This is a genomic window from Bacillus sp. ISL-45, assembly GCF_018613195.1.
In the GTDB taxonomy this organism is placed as follows: Bacteria; Bacillota; Bacilli; order Bacillales; family Cytobacillaceae; genus Mesobacillus.
In genome coordinates, this window is sequence record NZ_JAGGQQ010000009.1 from 1 (window position 1) to 21341 (window position 21341).

19 protein-coding genes are annotated in these 21341 nt (G+C 45.2%); 15 read left to right on the forward strand and 4 right to left on the reverse strand.

Going from position 1 to position 21341, the window contains the following annotated elements:
* Window positions 1–491: 491 nt before the first annotated feature.
* From J7E35_RS12155 to J7E35_RS12180, 6 genes are all read left to right on the forward strand, one after another.
* Window positions 492–1442, forward strand: a complete 951-nt coding sequence (locus tag J7E35_RS12155; protein WP_214780098.1) for an ABC transporter permease — start codon at window positions 492–494, stop codon at window positions 1440–1442.
* The gene (locus J7E35_RS12160; RefSeq protein WP_214780100.1) at window positions 1435–2385 is read left to right on the forward strand and encodes an iron chelate uptake ABC transporter family permease subunit; all 951 of its coding nucleotides are present in this window, start codon (window positions 1435–1437) and stop codon (window positions 2383–2385) included. The genes J7E35_RS12155 and J7E35_RS12160 overlap by 8 nt, the downstream gene beginning before the upstream one ends.
* Window positions 2382–3143: an iron ABC transporter ATP-binding protein gene (locus J7E35_RS12165; protein WP_214780102.1), complete on the forward strand. Its 762-nt coding sequence runs from the start codon at window positions 2382–2384 to the stop codon at window positions 3141–3143. Before J7E35_RS12160 ends, J7E35_RS12165 begins: the two co-directional genes overlap by 4 nt.
* An 18-nt stretch (window positions 3144–3161) precedes the next feature.
* Complete coding sequence (locus J7E35_RS12170; protein ID WP_214780104.1) at window positions 3162–4106, forward strand: siderophore ABC transporter substrate-binding protein; 945 nt, start codon at window positions 3162–3164, stop codon at window positions 4104–4106.
* On the forward strand, window positions 4106–4408 hold the full coding sequence (locus J7E35_RS12175; protein WP_214780106.1) for an antibiotic biosynthesis monooxygenase family protein: 303 nt from the start codon (window positions 4106–4108) through the stop codon (window positions 4406–4408). The genes J7E35_RS12170 and J7E35_RS12175 overlap by 1 nt, the downstream gene beginning before the upstream one ends.
* Window positions 4409–4947: 539 nt before the next feature.
* Window positions 4948–6546: an aspartate:alanine exchanger family transporter gene (locus J7E35_RS12180; protein ID WP_353050367.1), complete on the forward strand. Its 1599-nt coding sequence runs from the start codon at window positions 4948–4950 to the stop codon at window positions 6544–6546.
* 118 nt (window positions 6547–6664) lie between these two features.
* Here J7E35_RS12180 and J7E35_RS12185 read toward each other — a convergent pair whose 3' ends face one another.
* The gene (locus J7E35_RS12185) at window positions 6665–7105 is read right to left on the reverse strand and encodes an Lrp/AsnC family transcriptional regulator (protein ID WP_214780108.1); all 441 of its coding nucleotides are present in this window, start codon (window positions 7103–7105) and stop codon (window positions 6665–6667) included.
* A gap of 121 nt (window positions 7106–7226) precedes the next feature.
* Between J7E35_RS12185 and J7E35_RS12190 the strand changes: the two genes are divergently transcribed.
* Window positions 7227–7646, forward strand: a complete 420-nt coding sequence (locus J7E35_RS12190) for a carboxymuconolactone decarboxylase family protein (protein WP_214780109.1) — start codon at window positions 7227–7229, stop codon at window positions 7644–7646.
* A gap of 66 nt (window positions 7647–7712) precedes the next feature.
* Here J7E35_RS12190 and J7E35_RS12195 read toward each other — a convergent pair whose 3' ends face one another.
* A complete protein-coding gene (locus tag J7E35_RS12195; RefSeq protein ID WP_214780110.1) occupies window positions 7713–8162 on the reverse strand; it encodes an Lrp/AsnC family transcriptional regulator in 450 nt (149 codons plus the stop codon).
* Window positions 8163–8443: 281 nt separating this feature from the next.
* Between J7E35_RS12195 and J7E35_RS12200 the strand changes: the two genes are divergently transcribed.
* The 8 genes from J7E35_RS12200 (at window position 8444) to J7E35_RS12235 (ending at window position 17013) form a co-directional block, all read left to right on the forward strand.
* Window positions 8444–10003: an ABC transporter substrate-binding protein gene (locus J7E35_RS12200; RefSeq protein ID WP_353050368.1), complete on the forward strand. Its 1560-nt coding sequence runs from the start codon at window positions 8444–8446 to the stop codon at window positions 10001–10003.
* Window positions 10004–10080: 77 nt separating this feature from the next.
* Window positions 10081–11034: a nickel ABC transporter permease gene (gene nikB, locus J7E35_RS12205; protein ID WP_192469712.1), complete on the forward strand. Its 954-nt coding sequence runs from the start codon at window positions 10081–10083 to the stop codon at window positions 11032–11034.
* Window positions 11035–11093: 59 nt separating this feature from the next.
* Window positions 11094–11924: an ABC transporter permease gene (locus J7E35_RS12210; RefSeq protein ID WP_214780618.1), complete on the forward strand. Its 831-nt coding sequence runs from the start codon at window positions 11094–11096 to the stop codon at window positions 11922–11924.
* 63 nt (window positions 11925–11987) lie between these two features.
* A complete protein-coding gene (locus tag J7E35_RS12215; protein ID WP_214780112.1) occupies window positions 11988–13022 on the forward strand; it encodes an ABC transporter ATP-binding protein in 1035 nt (344 codons plus the stop codon).
* The gene (locus tag J7E35_RS12220; RefSeq protein WP_214780113.1) at window positions 12979–13968 is read left to right on the forward strand and encodes an ABC transporter ATP-binding protein; all 990 of its coding nucleotides are present in this window, start codon (window positions 12979–12981) and stop codon (window positions 13966–13968) included. The genes J7E35_RS12215 and J7E35_RS12220 overlap by 44 nt, the downstream gene beginning before the upstream one ends.
* Before the next feature lie 310 nt (window positions 13969–14278).
* Entirely contained in the window at window positions 14279–15889 is a 1611-nt protein-coding gene (locus J7E35_RS12225; RefSeq protein WP_214780114.1) for a gamma-glutamyltransferase family protein, read from the forward strand.
* Between the two features lie 24 nt (window positions 15890–15913).
* Entirely contained in the window at window positions 15914–16486 is a 573-nt protein-coding gene (locus tag J7E35_RS12230; protein ID WP_214780619.1) for a chromate transporter, read from the forward strand.
* Entirely contained in the window at window positions 16486–17013 is a 528-nt protein-coding gene (locus J7E35_RS12235; protein WP_214780116.1) for a chromate transporter, read from the forward strand. Before J7E35_RS12230 ends, J7E35_RS12235 begins: the two co-directional genes overlap by 1 nt.
* 380 nt (window positions 17014–17393) lie before the next feature.
* On the opposite strand, the gene J7E35_RS12240 is transcribed toward J7E35_RS12235, so the two are convergent.
* Together J7E35_RS12240 and J7E35_RS12245 are read right to left on the reverse strand one after the other, a co-directional pair.
* Entirely contained in the window at window positions 17394–18248 is an 855-nt protein-coding gene (locus tag J7E35_RS12240) for an amidohydrolase family protein (RefSeq protein ID WP_214780118.1), read from the reverse strand.
* An 11-nt stretch (window positions 18249–18259) separates the two neighbouring features.
* Window positions 18260–21301, reverse strand: a complete 3042-nt coding sequence (locus tag J7E35_RS12245; RefSeq protein ID WP_214780119.1) for a GNAT family N-acetyltransferase — start codon at window positions 21299–21301, stop codon at window positions 18260–18262.
* Between the last annotated feature and the right edge of the window lie 40 nt (window positions 21302–21341).

Genomic DNA, 21341 nt, shown 5'->3' on the forward strand with positions numbered 1-21341 from the left:
AAGGCAGGTTTGGTGGAAAAAGCAGAAAAGCTGTCAGAAGTAGGCTCAACTTAAGACAGGTTTGCTGGGAAAAGAAGAAAAGCTGTCAAAAGAAAGCCCAACTTAAGGCAGGTTTGGTGGAAAAAGCAGAAAAGCTGTCAAAAGAAAGCCCAACTTCAGACAGGTTTGGATGAAAAAGTAGAAAAGCTGTCAAAAGAAAGCCCAACTTAAGACAGGTTTGGTGGACAAAGCAGAAAAGCTGTCAGAACATCGGTCGAGTTCTAATACTGCTAATCTGTTGGAGCTAATGATGAAAAATTTTCTACCACAAACCCATAGATTATATAAACCCCAAATCAAAGATATCATGACATTCTCCCACAACTTTCCAATCTAATTGAAATGAATTCTCAATTAACTATTGACTTTATTTATATAGACGATTTAATATTTAAATAGGTTAATTGATAATGATTTTCATTATCTATCGATACAGAGTAGGAGTACAGAAAATGAAAAAGCGTTACTTGATTACCTCTTTGATCATACTTTCATTGCTTTCCCTCTTTGTAGGAGTAAGCAGCATAACGCCGATGGAACTGCTTGATTTTCAATCGGAAGAAACGGAAATTTTCCTGATCAGCAGGGTACCGCGGCTGATTGCAATCCTGCTTGCCGGGGCGGGGATGAGCATAGCCGGACTGATCATGCAGCAGCTTAGCCGCAATAAGTTCGTGTCACCGACAACGGCGGGCACGCTCGATGCGACGAGGTTGGGCATTCTCGTTTCGATGCTTTTTTTTGCAAATGCGTCCACAATCGAGAAAATGCTGATTGCGTTTATGTTCGCATTGGCGGGTACATTCTTGTTCATGCAAATCCTTGACCGGATTAAGTTCAAGGACGCGATTTTCATTCCGCTTGTCGGTATGATGCTGGGTAATATCCTATCATCCATATCGACATTCTTTGCTTACAAAGCCGATGTTATCCAGAATATGTCCGCGTGGCTGCAGGGTGATTTTTCGATGATCATGAAGGGGCGCTATGAGCTGCTGTACATAAGCATTCCCATCCTGGTGATTGCCTATCTGTTCGCCAATCGCTTTACGGTGGCAGGAATGGGAGAAGATTTTTCGAAGAATCTTGGGCTCGCCTACAAACGGGTCGTCAATATTGGATTGGTCCTTGTCGCTCTGATTACGGCCACAGTCGTGCTTACGGTCGGAATGATTCCGTTCCTCGGGCTGATTATCCCGAACATCGTCTCGATTTTCAAAGGCGACCATCTGCAAAAAACATTGCCGCATACGGCTTTGCTAGGAACGAATTTTCTCCTGGTTACAGACATCCTGGGACGCGTGCTGATCTACCCTTACGAGATTTCGATCTCCCTGATGGTCGGCGTCATCGGCAGCGGAATTTTCTTGTACCTGTTATTTAGGAGGAAGGCATATGCGTAACTCAACAAAATTAATCCTCCTTGCTTTAATCGCAACTGGTGCAAGCATGCTGTATTTATTCCATGACCTGAATGGCAGCTTCGATTATGCTCTGCCAAAGAGGGCGATGAAGGTGGCAGCGATGGTGATCACCGGAGTGGCCATCGCCTATTCAACCGTCGTTTTTCAGACGATCAGCCACAACCGCATCCTGACACCGAGCATCATCGGACTAGATTCGCTTTACATGCTGCTGCAGACCGTGCTGATATTCTTCCTCGGTTCTGGCCATGTGACAGTCGTCAATAAACAGGTGAACTTCATTTTAACTGTTGCCATCATGGTTGTATTCGCCTTGCTGCTTTACCGGCTTCTTTTTAAAAAAGGAAACCAGCCAATCTACTTTTTGCTGCTGGTGGGAATCATCGTTGGAACCTTTTTCTCCAGCATTTCCACGTTCCTGCAGGTGCTGATCGACCCGAATGAGTTCCAGATGGTCCAGGACAGAATGTTCGCAAGCTTTAATAATATCAACACTGACCTGGTGTGGCTGGCGATAGGCCTGATTGTCCTGCTGATCTTTTATGCCTGGAGGTTTACAGCCTATCTCGATGTGCTGTCACTCGGCAGGGAAAATGCGATCAACCTTGGAGTTTCCTATGATTCTATTGTAAAAAAAATGCTGGTGCTCGTTGCCGTATTCATTTCGATTTCCACCGCCCTTGTCGGACCGCTGACTTTTTTAGGCTTGATTGTCGCCAATCTATCCTATCAAGCTTTCAAAACCTACAAACATAGCATCCTGATCAGCGGAGCGATTTTAATCAGCGTGATATCGCTAGTCGGTGGCCAATGGGTTGTGGAAAGGGTCTTCACATTCTCCACCACGCTTAGTGTCATCATCAACTTCGTAGGTGGCGTATATTTCATCTACTTACTGCTGAAGGAGAGTCGATCAACATGATCACAGTTCGTTCACTGTCCAAATTTTACGGAAAAAAGAGTGTCGTTGAAGATGTGACTGTCAACATACAGAGAGGGCAGATCACTTCCTTCATTGGACCAAATGGTGCCGGGAAATCGACGCTGCTCTCGATGGTCAGCAGGCTGCTCGATGCTGACTCCGGAGAAGTGCTCATCGACCAGACCGATGTCTGGAAGATGAAGTCGAATGAATTTTCCAAGGTTGTTTCCATCCTGAAACAGTCGAATTATATGAATGTTCGCCTGACGATTCGCGAGCTCGTTTCCTTTGGCCGGTTCCCTTATTCAAAGGGAAGGCTGACGGAGGAGGATGAGAAGTTCGTCGACCAGGCGATCGAGTACATGCATCTGACCGAGATGCAGGACAGTTATCTTGACGAACTGTCAGGCGGTCAGAAGCAGCGGGCATTCATCGCGATGGTCATTGCCCAGGATACAGAGTATATCCTGCTTGATGAACCGCTGAACAACCTGGACATGAAGCATTCGGTCCAGATCATGAAAATCCTCCGCCAGCTTGTTGATGACCTGGGGAAAACCGTCGTCATCGTCCTGCATGACATCAACTTTGCTTCCGTCTATTCGGACCGCATCGTCGCACTGAAGGATGGGAAGGTCGTCAGGGATGGCCCAACAAGGGAGATCATCCAGTCAGACGCGCTAAAAGAAATCTACGATATGGATATCCCAATCCAGGAAATGAACAATTGCAGGATTTGTGTGTACTTTAATTCTTAGTAAAAGGGGAGTTTAACCATGAAAAAACTTAGTTTACTAGCACTTGTATTAGCGATGGTATTTGCATTGGCAGCATGTGTCTCTGAGGAAAAAGCAGAAACGACAGCAGCAGCAGGAAAAGACGAAGCGAAGGAAATGACGATCAAGCATGAGTATGGGGAAGCGACTGTCAAAAAGAGTCCAGAAAAAGTTGTCGTGTTTGATTTTGGTGTATTGGATACACTTGATGAGCTAGGCGTAGAGGTTACAGGTGTACCACAGGCAATCGTTCCTGAATACCTGGAAAAATACGCGGGTAAGGAATACACAAATGTCGGCAGCTTGAAGGAACCAGATTTTGAAGCAATCCATGCAATGAAGCCAGACGTCATTTTCATTTCCGCTAGACAGGCTGAACTGTACGACCAGTTCGAGGAAATCGCACCCACCGTGTTTGTTGGCTTGGACTATACAAAATACATGGAATCCTTTGAAAAGAACATGAAACTGATCGGTGAGATTTTTGAAAAAGAAGATGTTGTGACTGAAAAATTAGCGGAAGTCAATAAGAGTATAGATGAAATCAATACAGAAGCTTCCGCAGCAGATGAGAAAGCATTGCTTATGCTGGCGAATGAAGGCAAGGTCAGCGCTTATGGTGCCGGTTCCCGTTACGGTTTTATCCACGATGTATTCGGATTCAAGGCGGCAGATGAAAAAATCGAAGCATCCACCCACGGCCAGAGTATCACATTTGAATATGTCCTCGAGAAAAACCCTGGAATCTTGTTCGTCATTGACCGTACCGCAGCGGTAGGTGGCGAAGTCGGTGCGAAGGAAACAATCGAAAATGAACTTGTGAAAAAGACTGACGCCTTCAAAAACGGCAAGATTATTTACCTTGACGGTACGAACTGGTACTTGAGCGGCGGCGGTTTGCAGTCCATGCAGTCAATGATCGATGAAGTGAGGTCTGCATTATAATGTTCTATCAAATCAAAAGATTGGTCGTCAAAGAGGGACATTCCAGCCAGGTCATTGAGCGCTTTTCGAAAAGAGGCATGCTGATCGAGCAGCAGCCAGGTTTCCTCGATAAACAGGTCCTCGTAAAAAAGAGCCGTAGAGGAAACGAAGAAGTCATGGTCATGATCAGCTGGCAAACCGAACAGGATTGGAAGAACTGGGAGAAGCATCCTGATCATATCGCCGGCCACAAAGCCAAAATCGGCCAGCCAAAATCTGATTATATTTTAGAATCCTCCCAGGATATCTATGATGTGATTTAAACTGCAAGAGACTCAGCGATGGGTCTCTTTTTCGATTGGTAAAAAAGAGCGATATTTTCCAATTCGCTATAAAAAAGGAGAAGTCGCTATAAAAAAGAAAAAGTCGCTATAAAAAGTGAAAAATCGCTATATAAATGAGAAACTCGCTATAAAAACAAAAAAGTCGCTATAAAAAAGTTTTTTCGCGCTGGTATTGCTATAAAAAAGCTATTGCATCAAGTTTTCGCCGCTAAATAATTCGAAAACTCCTAAAATCTAATCTTCGGTCGCCCCAATAACCGTTTATACATTCATTCTTTGAGGAAAACGCATAAAAAGCATTCTTTTTAAAGATAAGAAAACGTTTTCACCAGCAAGGTGTTGTTTTGTACTAAATTCGTCACTGACTGGTTAAAAATAATTTAGGCATCATGATATTCTAAGTTGTGTAGATTTTCACAATCGCAATCATAGTAAGGATCGCAATCACATTGCATTCGCAATTGTAATCATAATTACAATCAATCAACAAACTATTGCAATCATTGGAGGAATCATTTGTGGACGGCATAATAGGTTTGCTGGAGGAACCGTTAATTTTATTATTCGTCATTTTATTTCTTGGCTCAGCGCTGGGGGAAATCAAAATACGGGGGCTTAGTCTGGGGACATCCGGGGTGCTCCTGGCTGCTATGGTGTTCGGCCATTTCGGCTATCAGGTGTCCCCGGTCATCCAGCAGCTGGGTCTCGGTTTATTTATCGTGGCAGTTGGCTTATCCGCAGGGCCGCGCTTTTTCCGGATGATGAAAACGAGCGGTGCAGTTTTCGGCATTATTAGCCTGCTGATCGTTCTCGTCGCATCTGTTACGACAATCGCTGTGTCCAAGCTGTTGAATCTATCTCCGGCATTAAGCATTGGAATTATGACTGGAGCACTTACGAGTACACCCGGACTTGCGGCAGCCCTCCAGGCAACCGGCGACCCGCTGGCGTCTGTCGGTTACGGAATTGCCTATCCATTCGGCGTCCTCGCGGTTGTGCTGTTCGTACAGCTTTTGCCCCGCGTGCTCAAGGTGGATTTAGCGGAGGATTTAGTAAAGAAATCTGGCCCCGTACGAAATGATGAATCGCCAGAAGTCATCACCATCGAGGTGACGGATCCATCGATCAATAAAAGAACCTTAAAAGAACTGGAGTTCAATCGATATAATACTGTCGTGATCAGCCGCGTCATCCGCGGGGACCGGAATATCATCGCTCTCAATGATACGGTCATCCTTGTTGGGGACAGGCTTGTTGCTGTTGGTCTCCGGAATGATTTGACTAAACTTTGCGAAGACATCGGCAAAGAAGTCGAAACAAATGTCCAGAACCATGACAATGTGGAGCTTCGCAAGGTGACCGTGGATTCACTTGAATTGATCGGGAAGACGATCAGGGAGCTTGAATTAAGACGGACATATGGTGTCACGATTACGAGGATTGAACGAGGGGGATTTGAATTCAACCAGAACTCGAAATGGCGGCTGGAACGCGGTGACGTCCTGACACTTGTCAGCAGTGAAGACCGGTTGGATGACGTCGAAAAGCTGTTCAACAGGAAAAAGCTGACGGTTACCAATATCCATATCCTGTCGCTCAGTCTGGTATTGCTGCTGGGTGTGCTGGCCGGTATGATACCATTCCACTTTCCGAAGCTCGGCACGATTACATTCGGCGTCGCCGGCGGTCCGCTGTTCATCGCTTTGATCATCGGACATTTCGGGAAGCTTGGTCCCATTCATGCGCGCTATTACCAGCCGTCGAACCAAGTCATTCGCGACATCGGTCTCGTTTTATTCCTGGCTGGTGCCGGTACTACAGCTGGAAAAGGAATTGTTCAGGTCATCCAGCAGGAGGGCTTCAATCTTGTCATCGGCGGTGCGATTATTACAATCCTGCCAGTCGTTGCCGGTTTTTTCATCGCAAGGAAGCTTTTCCGGTTAAGCATCATTCACTCATTAGGAGCACTGTGCGGCGGAATGACAAGTACACCTGGACTCGGGGCAACCAACCAGTTGATGGATTCCGAAGACCCAGCGATCGCCTACGCTGCCGCCTATCCATTTGCGCTCATATCGGTTGCGGTGGCATCACAGATTTTGGTGTTCTTTTTATAAAAATTCAAAAAAACAATGACCAGACTTGTAAGCACTTTGTTTCTGGTAAAAAAAGGGGTCATATATTGAGGAAAGTTCGTCATAATATCTTGACGAACTTTTTTTATGTGAAATGGAATCATTGAGAATCAATTCTCAAACTTGTCTGGACTTCTGAAAAGATAAAGTGTGTAACAGTTGAAGCATATGGATTTACAGTGTTAATGAATTCTTCTGCCTTGGAAAAACTCTCAAATTGCATTTTAAGCATATAGCAAGCATTACCTGCTATTCGGTAACAAAAATCAACATTAGGAAGACTTTCTATGTAATTCTTAAATCGTTTATAATCCCCATTTTTAACTGTTGCCTCTATTATGCATTGAATAGGCAGTCCTAACTTTTCGTAGTCAATTTCTAAAGTATACTTTTTAATGATTCCAAATGACTCCATTCGTCTTACTCGTTCCGTTACGGATGGAGAGGATAAATTAATTCTTCTTCCGAGTTCGCTCATTGATAAACGACTATTTTTAGAGAGTTCAACTATAATTTTTTTATCAATATCGTCTGTTTTCATTTTTAAATAAATTCCTCTCTTTTTTATTAAATTTTAAAGGAGATAAGGAAATATCGTTTTATACTTAATGTGATTAAGACGCTGCATCCTTTATATTTAAAATAACAAGGAGGTAGGATAAATGGCAAGAATTAATCAATCAAATTTCGGGGAAACACCCTTTCAAAAGCTGCTGGGTCATAACATAAAGGTTATGAAGGTGTGGTCTGAGTTAGGAGAAGTATTAGGACAAGACGGGCTATTGTCGTCCAAATTAAAAGAGCAAGTAAGAAGAACATTGGCACAAAATAATGGATGTGAGTATTGCAAAGCAAAAGGAAAGCCTGAGTCCGATACGTTTGATGAAAAAACATCTGTTGCAGTAGGTTTTGCGGAGGTGTTTTTGAACTACCCGAAAGGAATGGTCCCGGATTTCGCATTTGATATATTAAACGAGTATTTTTCTGAGAATGAAATTAGTGAACTCTGTGCTTTCATTTGTTTTACCGCAGCTCAACAATATTTTGGGGCAGTAATGAAATTAGAACCAAACAGGGGCTAACTTAAGAAAAGGAAACATAAAAAACACTTGGATAATTATTCCGAGTGTTTTTTGTTTTTGGCGAATTTACAATTTCAAACCAGTACGGCTCTTGAATCTCCTGAGTAAAATATGGCTTTCCACTCTGGTGATTCCTTCCAAACTGTAGAGTTCCTCGTTGATGAAATTTTCCAATCTAATAAAATCCTCTACCAGGACATGCATATGTAGTGTGCTTGGACCAGTCATCTGGTAGCAGCTTGCTACACTTGGATTATTCGCAAGTGTCTCAGCAACCTTTACAAGGGATGAAGGCTCGCAATCCACTTCGAAGAATGCGGAAACAGCTTTCCCCACTTTTTCCGAATTGATGACAACAGAAAATTTCTCGATCACACCACCTTCAATTAATTGATTGACTCTTTCCCTGATTGATACCCTTGATAAATTCAACTGTTTGCCGATGTCCACATAAGACATCCTGCCGTTTTCGGATAATAGTTGAAGGATAAGGCGATCAGTTTCATCGATTACCATTTAAACACCACTCTTTTATAAATGTATGTAAATGTATCTTAGCTTACAATTGATAACATTTTCAACGAAAATTGGAAAAACCAAACAGAAAATTATACCAGTAAAAAATATTTTAATATTTTCTGAATATTGTATAGATTTTTTAAATTGAATATAATATAATAATACGAAATTCGAAATGATATTAAATTTAGTGAAACGCTTTCATAAAGTAGTCTGATGTTACCTTTAGCCTACTTATGTTAGGAGAGTTGTTTTGCGAAAAAGGGGGACAAGCAAAGGTGAGTAAGAAAGTAAAAGTATTTGCAGCAGTATTTATGAGTTTATTATTAATTTTGACTGGATGTAACAATAGTAATTCTTCCGGTACGGAAGGAGAGAAATCGGCAACGGCCAGCGCTCCTGCGAAAACGGACAACACAGAATTAGTAGTTGGACTGGATGATGATCCGCCGCAGCTGGATCCTCATTTCTCAACAGCAGCAGTTGACCGACAAGTATTCCATAGTATCTATGACAAGCTGGTTGACGTGGATGAAGAGCTTAACTTCGTTCCTATGCTTGCGGAAAAATGGGATATCTCAGAAGACGGTAAAACATATACCTTCACTTTACAAAAGGGAGTTACATTCCATGATGGAACTCCGTTCAATGCAGAAGCAGTAAAATTCAACTTTGAGCGCATGATGGATCCAAATTCAGGTTCACCTCGTGCATCCGAATTATCATCCATTGAAAAAATTGAAGTGGTTGACGAAACGACATTGAAGGTTGTGCTTTCAGAGCCGTACAGCCCATTCCTGGCAGCATTGTCTGACCGTGCCGGCATGATGGTTTCTCCTAAAGCTGTACAAGAAAAAGGCAAGGATTTTGCCAACTCACCTGTAGGTACAGGTCCTTTCAAGTTTGTATCACGAGTGAAGCAAGACAAGATCGAAGTCGAAAAAAATGCAGAGTATTGGAACGGGGCACCAAAGTTTGAAAAAATCGTCTATCGCCCATATTCAGATGAAAACGTCAGGCTGACAAACCTTACATCAGGCGATGTTGACATTATCAGCAAGGTTCCGCCAAAAGATGTCGAGAAGCTGAAGAAAGATTCAAACCTAACATTATCTGAGACAGGAGCTCTTGGCTTCCAGGGTCTATATTTGAACCACAATAGTGAGCCATTCAATAACAAAGCGCTTCGCCAGGCATTGGACATGGTCATTGACCGTGAAGCCATTATAAAGGTTGCGCTTCGTGATACTGGTGTACAAGCTGCGGGAGCTATTCCTCCTGGAACTTGGGCATATGACGATTCCATTAAACCAACTAAGAAGGATGTAGAAAAAGCCAAGAAAATCATGGCTGAAGCAGGGTATCCTGATGGATTTGAATTTACATTGCAGCTTTCTCCTAAGCCAGTGGAAGAGCAAATCTCGCAAATGATCCAATCAATGGCTGCGGAAGCGGGTATCAAGGTTAAGCTTGAAATCGTCGAGTTCGGAACGATGCTTGATAACATGGATAACTCTAAATTTGATGCAGTCCGCTTAGGCTGGAGCGGAAGAACAGATCCAGATGGAAACATCTACGCCCTGTTCCACACTGACGGCTCTATTAACTACGGTTATTCTAACCCGGAAATGGACGAGCTGCTGGAACAGGCACGTGTTGAAACCGATCAAAAAGAACGTAAGAAAATTTACAGCAAAGCAACTGAACTTGGCAAGGAAGAAGTACCGTTCATATTCATCTACCACGAAAAGGATTACAAGGCATACAAAAACAACTTACAGGGCTATAAACACATCTCGGATCAAATGATGCGCTTCCACGACGTTTCATTTAAATAAGCATTCTACTTGATTCGGCTTGGAGATCCATCTCCAAGCCGATGTATTTTAAAAGCTGGAGAAAGGGAGGGAGCAGCGTGGTAAAATTTTTAATTCGCAGATTGGGACTTATGGTCGTTATTTTATTCTTAGTAAGCATCATCGTTTTTTCTTTAGTCCATCTTACTCCAGGCGACCCTGCAAGGATGATTCTAGGACAAGAGGCTACAGAGGAGTCGCTGCAGGCATTGCGTGAACAAATGGGATTGAATGACCCTTTATACGTGCAATATTTTTCATGGGTCACGAATGTCCTCCAGGGAGACCTGGGAAATTCCCTGAAGGATAACACGCCAGTTCTTACCGTGCTGCTGCAAAAGCTGCCGGTCACGATCCAGCTGTCAATCATGTCATTTTTCATAGCGATGCTGATTGCCATCCCGGCTGGCATTATTTCAGCGACAAGAAAAGGAACGTTCTGGGACTACTTTGGCACAACCTTTGCCTTATCCGGAGTATCAGTTCCCCCATTTTTCTTAGGTATTTTGCTCATTTTCATTTTTTCTATCTCGTTAGGGTGGCTGGCACCTTCAGGTTATGTCGAGCCATGGAAGGACTTTAAACAAAGTATGCTGTTAATGATCTTGCCTGCACTGGCAGTTGGTGTCCGATTGAGTGCTGAAATTACGAGGATGCTGCGTTCGAGCATGCTGGAAGTGCTGGAGGCGGATTATATCCGGACGGCCTATGCAAAAGGTGTATTAGAAAGAGGAGTCGTTATTGGCCATGCTTTGAAAAATGCACTTATACCGGTTGTAACCGTTAGTGGATTGCAGTTAGCTACCTTCCTCGGCGGTGCGGTCATCACAGAAACGATTTTTGCGATACCAGGGATTGGGCGATTAGTAATTGATGCGATCTTGACAAGGGATTTCCCGGTGGTGCAAGGAGCCGTTCTCTTCATGGCAATCGCTGTTGTCGTCGTTAACTTCTTTATTGATGTCCTATATTCCATTCTTGATCCAAGAATCAAGCTGACAGGGGGGCAGTGACCATGGAAGCACAGTTAGAACAAAAAGTCATCGTCGTTGAGAGCCCAAGAAAACGCAGGATGAAAGAAATGGGCTCCCGTTTCTTCCAGAATAAATTAGCCGTTGTTGGCGGTGCCTTTACACTTCTCCTTATTCTTATGGCTGTGTTCGCACCGCTCGTTGCGCCTTATAATCCAACGGAGCAGAATTATGCAAAGTTCCTCCAGAGTCCCAATTCAGAGAATCTGCTGGGCACGGATGAACTTGGCCGCGACATTTTCAGCCGGATCATCTTTGGAGCAAGAGTTTCAATCCAGGCTGGGATTATATCGGTAGGAATCGCACTATTGATCGGTATTCCGATTGGCCTTTTCTCAGGATATTACAGAGGCGTTTTAGATGAGTTCGTTGTCATGCGTTTTACGGATGCATTGCTTTCATTCCCGCCGCTGGTACTGGCACTTTCACTGGCAGCGGTGCTCGGAGCTGGATTGCAGAATGCGATGATTGCAATCGGGATTATATTCACGCCAAACTTTATCCGGCTGGTAAGGGGAGAGGTGCTGAGCCAGAGGGAGCGTGAATATGTTACAGCGGCAAAAGCTTCTGGAATCAGTGACCTTAAAATCATCTTCAGGCATATCCTGCCGAACTGTATGCCACCGATATTAGTCCAGGCAACACTCGCGATTGCGGCAGCGATCATATCGGAAGCTTCTTTAAGTTATCTTGGGCTGGGGACTCAGCCGCCAACACCTAGCTGGGGAGCAATGTTATCTATGGGACAGGGCTACCTTGGAGACGCACCCTGGATTTCTCTATTCCCGGGCCTGTTTATTTTTATGACTGTCCTATCCATCAACTTATTTGGTGATGGACTGCGTGATGCATTGGATCCCAAGCTGAAGTGAGGTTATTAGAATGACATTTCCATACACTGCTAATCTAGTAAAACGAAAGGAGGAGGCAATCAAATGACACAGCCGTTATTGGAAGTTAAGAATCTGAAGGTCAGTTTTGCAGGGAAAAAGAAGAGTACAAATATAGTAGCGGGATTATCCTTTAATGTGGAAAAAGGGAAAACCCTTTGTATTGTTGGGGAATCAGGCTGTGGAAAAAGTATGACTTCCCTTTCGGTCATGGGCCTGCTTCCTAAGACCGGGGAAGCGGAAGGGGAAATTTTATTAAAAGGCGAAAACCTGACAGATAAGTCGATGAAACAGATGAGCAAGATTAGGGGCAACCAGATTTCGATGATTTTCCAGGAACCTATGACTTCGCTTAATCCCGTACAGACAGTTGGAAAGCAGATTGCCGAGACCATTATTCTCCACCAGAATGTAACCAAGAAGGAAGCGCGCCAGAAAGCGATTGAGATGCTTCAGCTAGTCGGCATCCCTTCACCGGAAAAACGGATCGATGCCTATCCCCACGAACTGAGCGGCGGAATGAGACAGAGGGTCATGATTGCGATCGCCCTTAGCTGCAATCCGGAACTGCTGATTGCGGATGAACCGACCACAGCTCTTGATGTAACGATCCAGGCACAGATTCTTGACCTGATGAAGAACCTGCAAAAAGACCTGGATATGGGAATTATCATGATCACCCATGACCTGGCGGTTGTTTCTGAGATGGCGGATACAGTACTGGTCATGTATGCGGGAAAAGCGGTTGAATATGGCACCCGAAAATCCATTTTCAACAATCCGATGCATCCCTATACACAGGGGTTGATGAAGTGCATCCCCGATGTAGATGCTGAAGAAGATGTGGAGGAACTTTTTGTGATAAAAGGTTCTGTGCCATCTCCGGATGCCATGCCAGCAGGCTGCAGATTTGCCGATCGCTGTCCGCATGTACAGGAAATCTGCAGGGCAAAATCCCCGGGTCTTGAGCAAGTCGATTTAGATCACACCGTAAGCTGCTGGAAATACACTGATTTATGGAAGGAAGGTGAGGCAAATGGGCCAGCCATTAGCGAAGTTGCCGTCGGAAAATCTTCTTGATGTACAGGACTTGAAGAAACACTTTCCTGTCGGTGATCAAGGATTCTTTGGAGAAAAACAGGTGGTAAAGGCATTGGATGGTATCACCTTTACTCTAAAAAGAGGCGAAACGCTGGGCATCGTAGGCGAATCTGGATGTGGCAAATCTACGATGGGCCGGGCCATCCTCAGGCTTCACGAACCAAGCTCAGGAACAATCGTTTATGACGGAAAGGATATCACCAATGTTTCCAAGCGGCAGATGCGTGATAACCGGAAGGATATGCAGATTATTTTCCAGGATCCATATGGTTCCCTGAATCCAAGGATGACTGTGGGCACGATGCTGTCAGAAATCGTTGAAACCCATAAAATTGTTTCGAGAAAAGAGCTGTATGATTATGTTTGCAATCTGCTCGTAGAAGTTGGGCTTTCGGAACAACATTATTACCGCTTCCCGCATGAGTTTTCCGGCGGGCAACGCCAGAGGGTGAGTATCGCGCGCGCGCTATGCACGAATCCGAAGCTGATAGTTTGCGATGAAGCGGTCTCCGCGTTGGATGTATCAGTCCAGTCACAGATCCTGAACCTGCTGCAGCGCTTAAAAAAGGAGCATCAGCTGACCTATCTGTTTATATCCCACGACCTTAGCGTAGTGAAGCATGTAAGCGATCGTGTTGCCGTCATGTACTTAGGGAAAATGGTCGAACTGGCTGATAAGAAAGATCTTTATGATAATCCGCTGCACCCTTATACAAAGGCCTTACTTTCTGCCATTCCTTCAACCAAGGAAGAGAAGAAACGGGAAAGGGTTATTTTAAAAGGGGATGTACCAAGCCCGATCAATGTTCCGAGTGGCTGCCGTTTCCATACAAGATGCCCGCTTGCTACCGATCGATGCAGGGCAGAAGAGCCGGCATTCAGAGAAGTTAGCGAGAACCATTTTGCATCCTGCCATTATGCATAACTTGGGAAAGTCCTTGCCTAGTTGGTAAGGACGTTTCTTTCGAGATAAAAAAGGAACGCGGTTATAAAGAAGCTCTTTTCGGATTGGTTGTTGCTTTTCGGACATATTTCCGGGGCTCTTTTCGAAGGTGCTTCAACAACTGATATGCGAAAACATTCGTGAAAACCCAGAAGCCGGTTTTTACTTTGGATGTGAAAGCTACAAGGTTTACGAAAAGAGCTTAACAAAAAGAGAATATTTCATTTGTAAGGCTAATAAGTTAAATTGACTTACAAATGAAAGTTACCATCTTTGAGGGGGAGATCCATTCATGAACGTAGATTATCTAAATTATCCATACCAATCACAAAGAACCGTAACCTTTGCCAGGAATGGCATGGTTGCCACTTCTCAGCCGCTGGCAGCTCAAGCGGGACTGGACATTTTAAAAAAGGGCGGAAATGCCATTGATGCAGCGATTGCGACAGCAGCATGCCTGACAGTTGTTGAGCCAACTTCCAACGGAATCGGCGGCGATGCCTTCGCATTAGTGTGGGTAAAAGGGGAACTACATGGCCTGAACGCCAGCGGCCCGGCACCAAAAAGCATCTCGATTGATGCGGTCAAGGAAAAGGGGCATGAAAAAATGCCGACCTTCGGATTGGTTCCTGTTACCGTTCCAGGTGTACCGGCAGCATGGGCTGAGCTGTCGAAACGATTTGGCAAACTGCCTTTAACAGAGGTATTACAGCCGGCGATCGACTATGCAGAAAAGGGATATCCTCTGTCACCGGTTCTCGGCAAGTACTGGAATATTGCTTATGAAAAGTTTAAAGAAATTTTTACGGGTGATGAATACAAAGGCTGGTTTGAAACATTTGCACCTGACGGTAAGGCGCCTCAGATAGGGGAGGTCTGGAAATCTGAAGGCCATGCAAGCACCTTGCGCCAGATTGCCGAAACAAACGGAGAAAGCTTTTACCGTGGGGAACTGGCAGAAAAAATTGATGAGTTTTCAAAACAGCATGGCGGCTTTATCTCAAAAGAGGATTTAGCTGCATACAAGCCAGAATGGGTACAGCCGATTAAGGTCAATTACAGAGGCTATGATGTCTGGGAAATCCCGCCGAATGGGCAGGGCATTGTTGCCTTGATGGCGCTGAATATGCTGAAGGGCTATGAACTGAATGGAAAAGAGTCTGTAGATACATACCACAAGCAAATCGAAGCGATGAAGCTTGCATTCACGGATGCAAAGAAATATGTAACCGACCCCGAGAGAATGACAGTCACATCTGAGCAGCTTTTATCTGAGGAGTATGCAGAAGCAAGAAGAAGCTTGATTGGTGAAAACGCCCGCCTGCCAGAGCCTGGAACACCTCCAAAGGGCGGAACCGTTTATCTGGCTGCAGCGGATGGTGAAGGAAATATGATTTCATTCATCCAGAGTAATTATATGGGCTTTGGCTCCGGAATTGTCATTCCTGGAACAGGTATTGGCCTGCAAAACCGCGGAGCTGATTTTTCACTGGATCCGTCTCATGATAATCGCCTTGAGCCAGGCAAAAAGACGTACCATACGATCATTCCAGGATTCTTGACAAAGGATAATGAAGCAGTTGGTCCATTCGGAGTAATGGGCGGCTACATGCAGCCACAGGGCCATGCTCAGGTGATCATGAACACAATTGACTTCAGCCTGAACCCGCAGGCTGCGCTGGATTCGCCTCGCTGGCAATGGATGGAGGGCAATAAGGTAGTTGTTGAGAATACTTTCCCTGCTCACATTGCCCAGGCGCTGGCCAGGAAAGGTCACGATATCCAATTTGCATTGGATGGAGGCGGATTCGGCAGAGGCCAGATTATCTGGAGAGACCCTGTAACCGGAGTGCTTTCCGGCGGCACAGAGTCAAGGACGGATGGGGCAATCGCAGCTTGGTAATCTCAAAAAAGGTGTTGAATGAAAATGAAACAGCTTGATCTATTCCTGGCATTTTTCCGAGTTGGAATGCTGGGGTATGGCGGCGGCCCATCATCGATCCCGCTCGTTCATAAAGAAGTAGTCGAGAAATATAAGTGGATGAATGATGATGAGTTTGCTGATGTTTTAGCCCTGGGCAATACCCTTCCAGGACCGATTGCCACCAAGATGGCGGGTTATATCGGGTACAGGGTTGCAGGTTTTACAGGAATGGTGAATGCCGTGATGGCAACAATTGTCCCGACCATACTGTTGATGATTGTTTTACTGACCTCGATTTCTTCATTTAAAGATCTGCCCTGGGTTGCTGGCATGACAAAAGCAGTCGTTCCAGTCGTAGGTGTCATGCTCGCAACCTTGACTTGGGATTTCTTTAAGAAATCAAATGAAACGCTGGGAAAGGTGAACGCGGGTTTAATGGTTGTTGGCGGACTTATCCTGATGGAAGTATTGAATGTCCATCCAGCCATCCTGATCCTCGTGCTGTTAATTCTGGCTATAGCTAAAAAAGATAAGACTCCTAAGGTGGAGAAAAAGATTGAAAGAGGTGTAGGCTGATGATTTATTGGCAGATATTCCTCGCCTTTTTCATCCCGGGAATCGTTGGTTACGGGGGAGGTCCTGCATCGATTCCCCTGGTGGAAAATGAAGTGGTCGACCGCTATGGATGGATGACGGTACCCGAATTCAGCGAAGTGCTGGCGATTGGAAATGCATTGCCTGGACCAATCGCGACAAAAATGGCAGGTTATATAGGATATGAGCAGGGCGGGATACTAGGTGCTGTTGTCGGCATTTTCGCAACGGTTGCTCCTTCACTGATCTTAATGATTTTCCTCCTTGGAGTATTGTACCGTTTTAAAGATTCGCCAAAAGTCAAAAGAATGACGAATTATATCAGGCCGATCATTGCCGTATTGCTCGGTGTCATGACTTTCAACTTTTTCTTTAACTCTTATTTAGACACAGGCATTATACAAACGATCTTTTTGATTGTTGCCAGCTACCTGCTGCTTGAAAAATGGAAGGTTCATCCTGCCTATGTCATCACAGCTTCGTTAGCGTATGGCGGTTTATTTTTATAATGGTAAAGAGCCCATCCAGGGAAAGGATGGGCTTTTACTGTATATGAAACTCCGACATAAGGGTACGATTCGGGTCTAAAGGTACCCTTATAGAAAGGGTAGCTCCGACATAAGGATACGATTCGGGTCTAAAGGTACCCTTATAGAAAGGGAAACTCCGACATAAGGGTACGATTCGGGTCTAAAGGTACCCTTATGGGAAGAAAAGCTCCGTCATAAGGGTACGATTCGGGTCTAAATGTGCCCTTATGAGAAGAAAAGCTCCGGCATTAGGATACGATTCAAGCTTAAAGGTACCCTTATGGGAAGGTAATCTCCCTTATAAGGGTACTTTTAGTGTCAACTTTTGATGTGCAAGAAAGAAAATTTCCGGCAAGAACCTACTCCAAAAACGTCTTGATCTTCGGAAACACCTTCAGAGCTGTATTGTAAAATACATCCTCATGGTGCTCGGGAGGAATCAGGTCTTTGATGAACTCGATATACGGACCGACAGGAATCAGCGGCCAGTCTGTGCCGAACAACAGCTTGTCGTACGAGTCGGCAAACTCAAGCGCATGGCGCAGGTGGTCAAGAAAACGTCCCTGGCTGCGTTTATCCAGTTCTGACTTCGTGCCGACAATCAACCCTGACAGATCAGCGAATACATTCGGATTTTTATAGATGATCTCCGCTCCGGTCAATGTCCATGGATCCCCAAAGTGGGCCATCATGAAATTTACATCCCGATGGTTGACCGCGACCTCGTCAATCGCCATCGGATGGGAATATTTCAAATAGCCGCGTTCCGAATAGGTGTCGCCGGTATGGAAAACGACAGGAAGCTGGTATTTTGCGGCCAGCTTGTAGACCGGTTTGTACACTTCGTCATACGCATAAAAAGGATAGTACCCCAGATAGATTTTGATACCGACTGTCTTCGGATTTTGCAGTTCTCTTTCAAGGCGGGCAAGGGCTGCTTCATCCAGGTTATATGGATTGACCCCGGCACAGCAAAAAATGTTGGCCGGGAGCTCGGCTTCCATATCGAGCCCCATCGGCGTCCGGGCTTCGTAATCAGGGAACCCCATTTTATCGGTTTCCGTCAGGCCCATTCCGATTCCGAGCACCACATTGGCTTCCTTGAACTCCTTTAGGATGCCGGCTGTGGAATAGTCAACGAATGACAGCTTCTCGGCCGTTTCATAAAAGGATTTAATATTTGATAGATGTATATGGGCATCGATGATTTTCATGTTTTCTCCTTTTAAAATTGGACTTTTCTCAGCTTTTTCAGCAGGTTGCCTGTAAGTTTTCGCTCATCGAAAAGCAGGAAAAGCGGAGTGCTTTTTTCGAATTCGCCTTTGTGCCTTGAGACAAGCTGCAAAACTTCTTTATTTGTATAAGCTTCGGTTGGCCCAGCATCATTGTTTGCAATTACGTAAAACTTATCCTCTGAACTGTTGTTGCTAAAATATGAATCTTCATCCATAAGCAATGGAATTTCCTCGCTGCCTGCGTGATAAGTATGTGCCTGTTGGCTGCCACTGACTGAAATCCGCACATCGGTCAGCTCGCTATCACCGACGAACAGGTCTGTGACCCAAACCTCATCGACAAGGTTTTTCCCGCCAGCATCCTTCACTTCTGCAAACGATGCGACAACCGGCACGCCTGGAAGCATCAAATAATATTGCGTGTACCGAACGCCGTTCCACTGCTTATGTTCTTTAAACTCGGTTGTGATCGCCAGTCCGGCCCACTTATTGCCTTCTCTGTCCTTCTTTTCAACCACTTCAGCATGGCTGGTTTCTTTTAACAGTGAGAAGGTGTTGATTCCATTTGGTGCGGTCTTCATTCCGCCTGCCCATGGATTCCACCAGCTCTTCGCTGTCAACTCTGGATAGCAGTGGTCGAGCCATTCGTGCCCATTCACTTCCATTGAATAGATTCCAGGATAGAAGTTTGGGTCTGCCTTCAGTGTGATGGCTCCGTTATCGATGATGAAATTGCCATCTGCCGTTGAGGAAGTAACTGTTCCAGATTGAAAGAGCAGCAATTCTTTGAATCTAGCTTCCGTCCCATTGCCTTTGTATGAGGCTTCGACAATGGACAGTGGTTTTAGGGCAGGAAATGGCACTGTCATAGAATGAGAGGTTTTCTCCATTTTTGCGGGAATTTCATGGACCTCATTCCCAATCTTTAATGTCCCATCCAGGTAGCTGTTACGGTACGTTTTCAAAGTGAAATCCAGGTCAGCATCAGGCTTGATTACGAGCTGACCAGCTTTAAAGCTTAGCTCACTGCCCTTTTCAGGGTTCTTATCGACCGGCACTTGCTCTGCATAGGCGATGAACTCCTCAACATTCTGGAAAGCTCCAAGTGACAGGGTAATGGTTCCTGACACAGCTTTTGCTCCTGGCCCAAGCTTTCCGAATTGGTCCTCGATGATAAACTGCCAGCTCTCAGGCCCGGCGCTGCTATCCTTAGACCAGGCCAATCCAATCGGACCGTACTGCCCTTCGGAAAAATACCAGTTCCCAGTGATTCTCTCAGAATCCAGCTCGCCAATCTCCATAAGTCGATTTTCGGTAAAATGAACAACCTCGCCGTCGAGCGGGAAATAAACCTTCTCGAGTTCATGGTAGACAGGCTGGCTGAAAGCGACCTCAGGGTGAATGCTTCCGCCTTTATTCTCAACCTCTGCCCATGTGTGGATGATTCCATCACCGAACAAGCGGTACGTCTGCATTAAAAACAGGCCCTCCAACTCAGCCGATTCCAGGCTGATCTTCATATCAATCGAGGATTCATTAATCTCCCAGGTGACAGAGGAAGGCTTTTTCTTGGTGAACTCCAGTGAATATGGCTTTCCAAGCTTAGGTGTCATAAAGGCAAAAGGCTGATTTTTTTTGTTGTTTCTGGCAGCTGACGTCAGCAGGTCCCGTTTACGGACATTGATCTGACCCAGTCCGTTGAAAATATGCCAGAAATCCTTCGATTCACCGCCGAACTTTTCGCCAAGACCTTTGAAAGCAACCGAGATGTCCTGCTCGAAGGTCAGCTTTTGTCCGTCCGCTTTTGTTGCTGTAGTCATAAGCTCAGGATTGTAAAATCCATGCTGTTTTACCGTTAAAGGCACAGACACCGTCTTCCGTCCGCGGGCAGGAACTTCCACGGTGAATGTTTGTCTTGCTAAAACGACCAGCTCATTTACAGGGAAGTCCAATTGGAACTCCGCATTCTCTCTCAAGTTATTGGTAATTTCAACATCAATAGAGGTCTCTTTTTCCAGGAAAGAGAGATTGCCAGAATAGCTGGCTTCTATCTTTGCCGGATTGATCGGAAAGACGCCAAGCTTCAGCTCGCATTCAAGCCCATTGATCGATACGATGGCCTTGATGCCAGGGTGCGTCCGCCAGTGGCTTGGTTCCTCCCCTTTTTCAACGGTAAAAGTGCCAGATATAGTAGATTCATTATCTACTAATTTTTCGGCGGCGAAATCATACTTAATACGCCCATTACTGATGCCGCTTGCTTTGAAGTTGAGTGGTGCTCCGCCCTTGTTCACGACCGTTATTTTAAATTCCCGTTCTTCCTTCTGGATGACTTCATGGTCAGCCAATTTCATTTGCAGGATGAACTCATCCGTTTCAATCAAGCTGATGCCGCGGCTTGTTCGTTCGAATTGGACCCTTGCACGCGTGTCGGCATTCTGCCAGCTATATTCATAGAATGTAAAGCCATTTTCCTTTACGCCGTCCGGCTTCACTTCTATCAATCTAGTGCTGTCCTCGTACCAATCTAATTTTTCAAAGACGGGTTTTAATAGCGGTGTGTTCAGGACCTGCGGAATGAAATTCATCAAATGGGTCGAGTCATCCCGGTCCTCCCAGAAAAAGCCACACTTTTTATAAAGCGGAACGGCCTTCGTGTTCCCGGCCCAGGTGTAAAGGTCAAGCCGCGGCCAGCCCAGCTGCACCGTTTTTTCCAGCGCCTGAAGCACGAGCTTTTTGCCGATCTTATGCCCATGGTAATCAGGCCTGACATTGAGCAGCGGGATATACAAAGATCCCGTATCCTCCTTATACTCAGACAAGCCGCAGTAACCGACGACTTCTTCACCGTCCAGCGCCAGATAAAGCTCAATGTTGTCAGAGTTGGCTTCCTTCTTTTTCACCTGCTCCTCCGTCATGACGCGCGTATCTCCACCCCAGCCGTCACGACTCAGATTCCACATTTTGGCGACCCCACCCGCCAATCCTTCATGATATTTCTCGATTTGAATAACCTTGTTCAATTGTGCCATTACCCTTCTCCTCCTTGGCTATGGGCCATCTTCCTTTTTA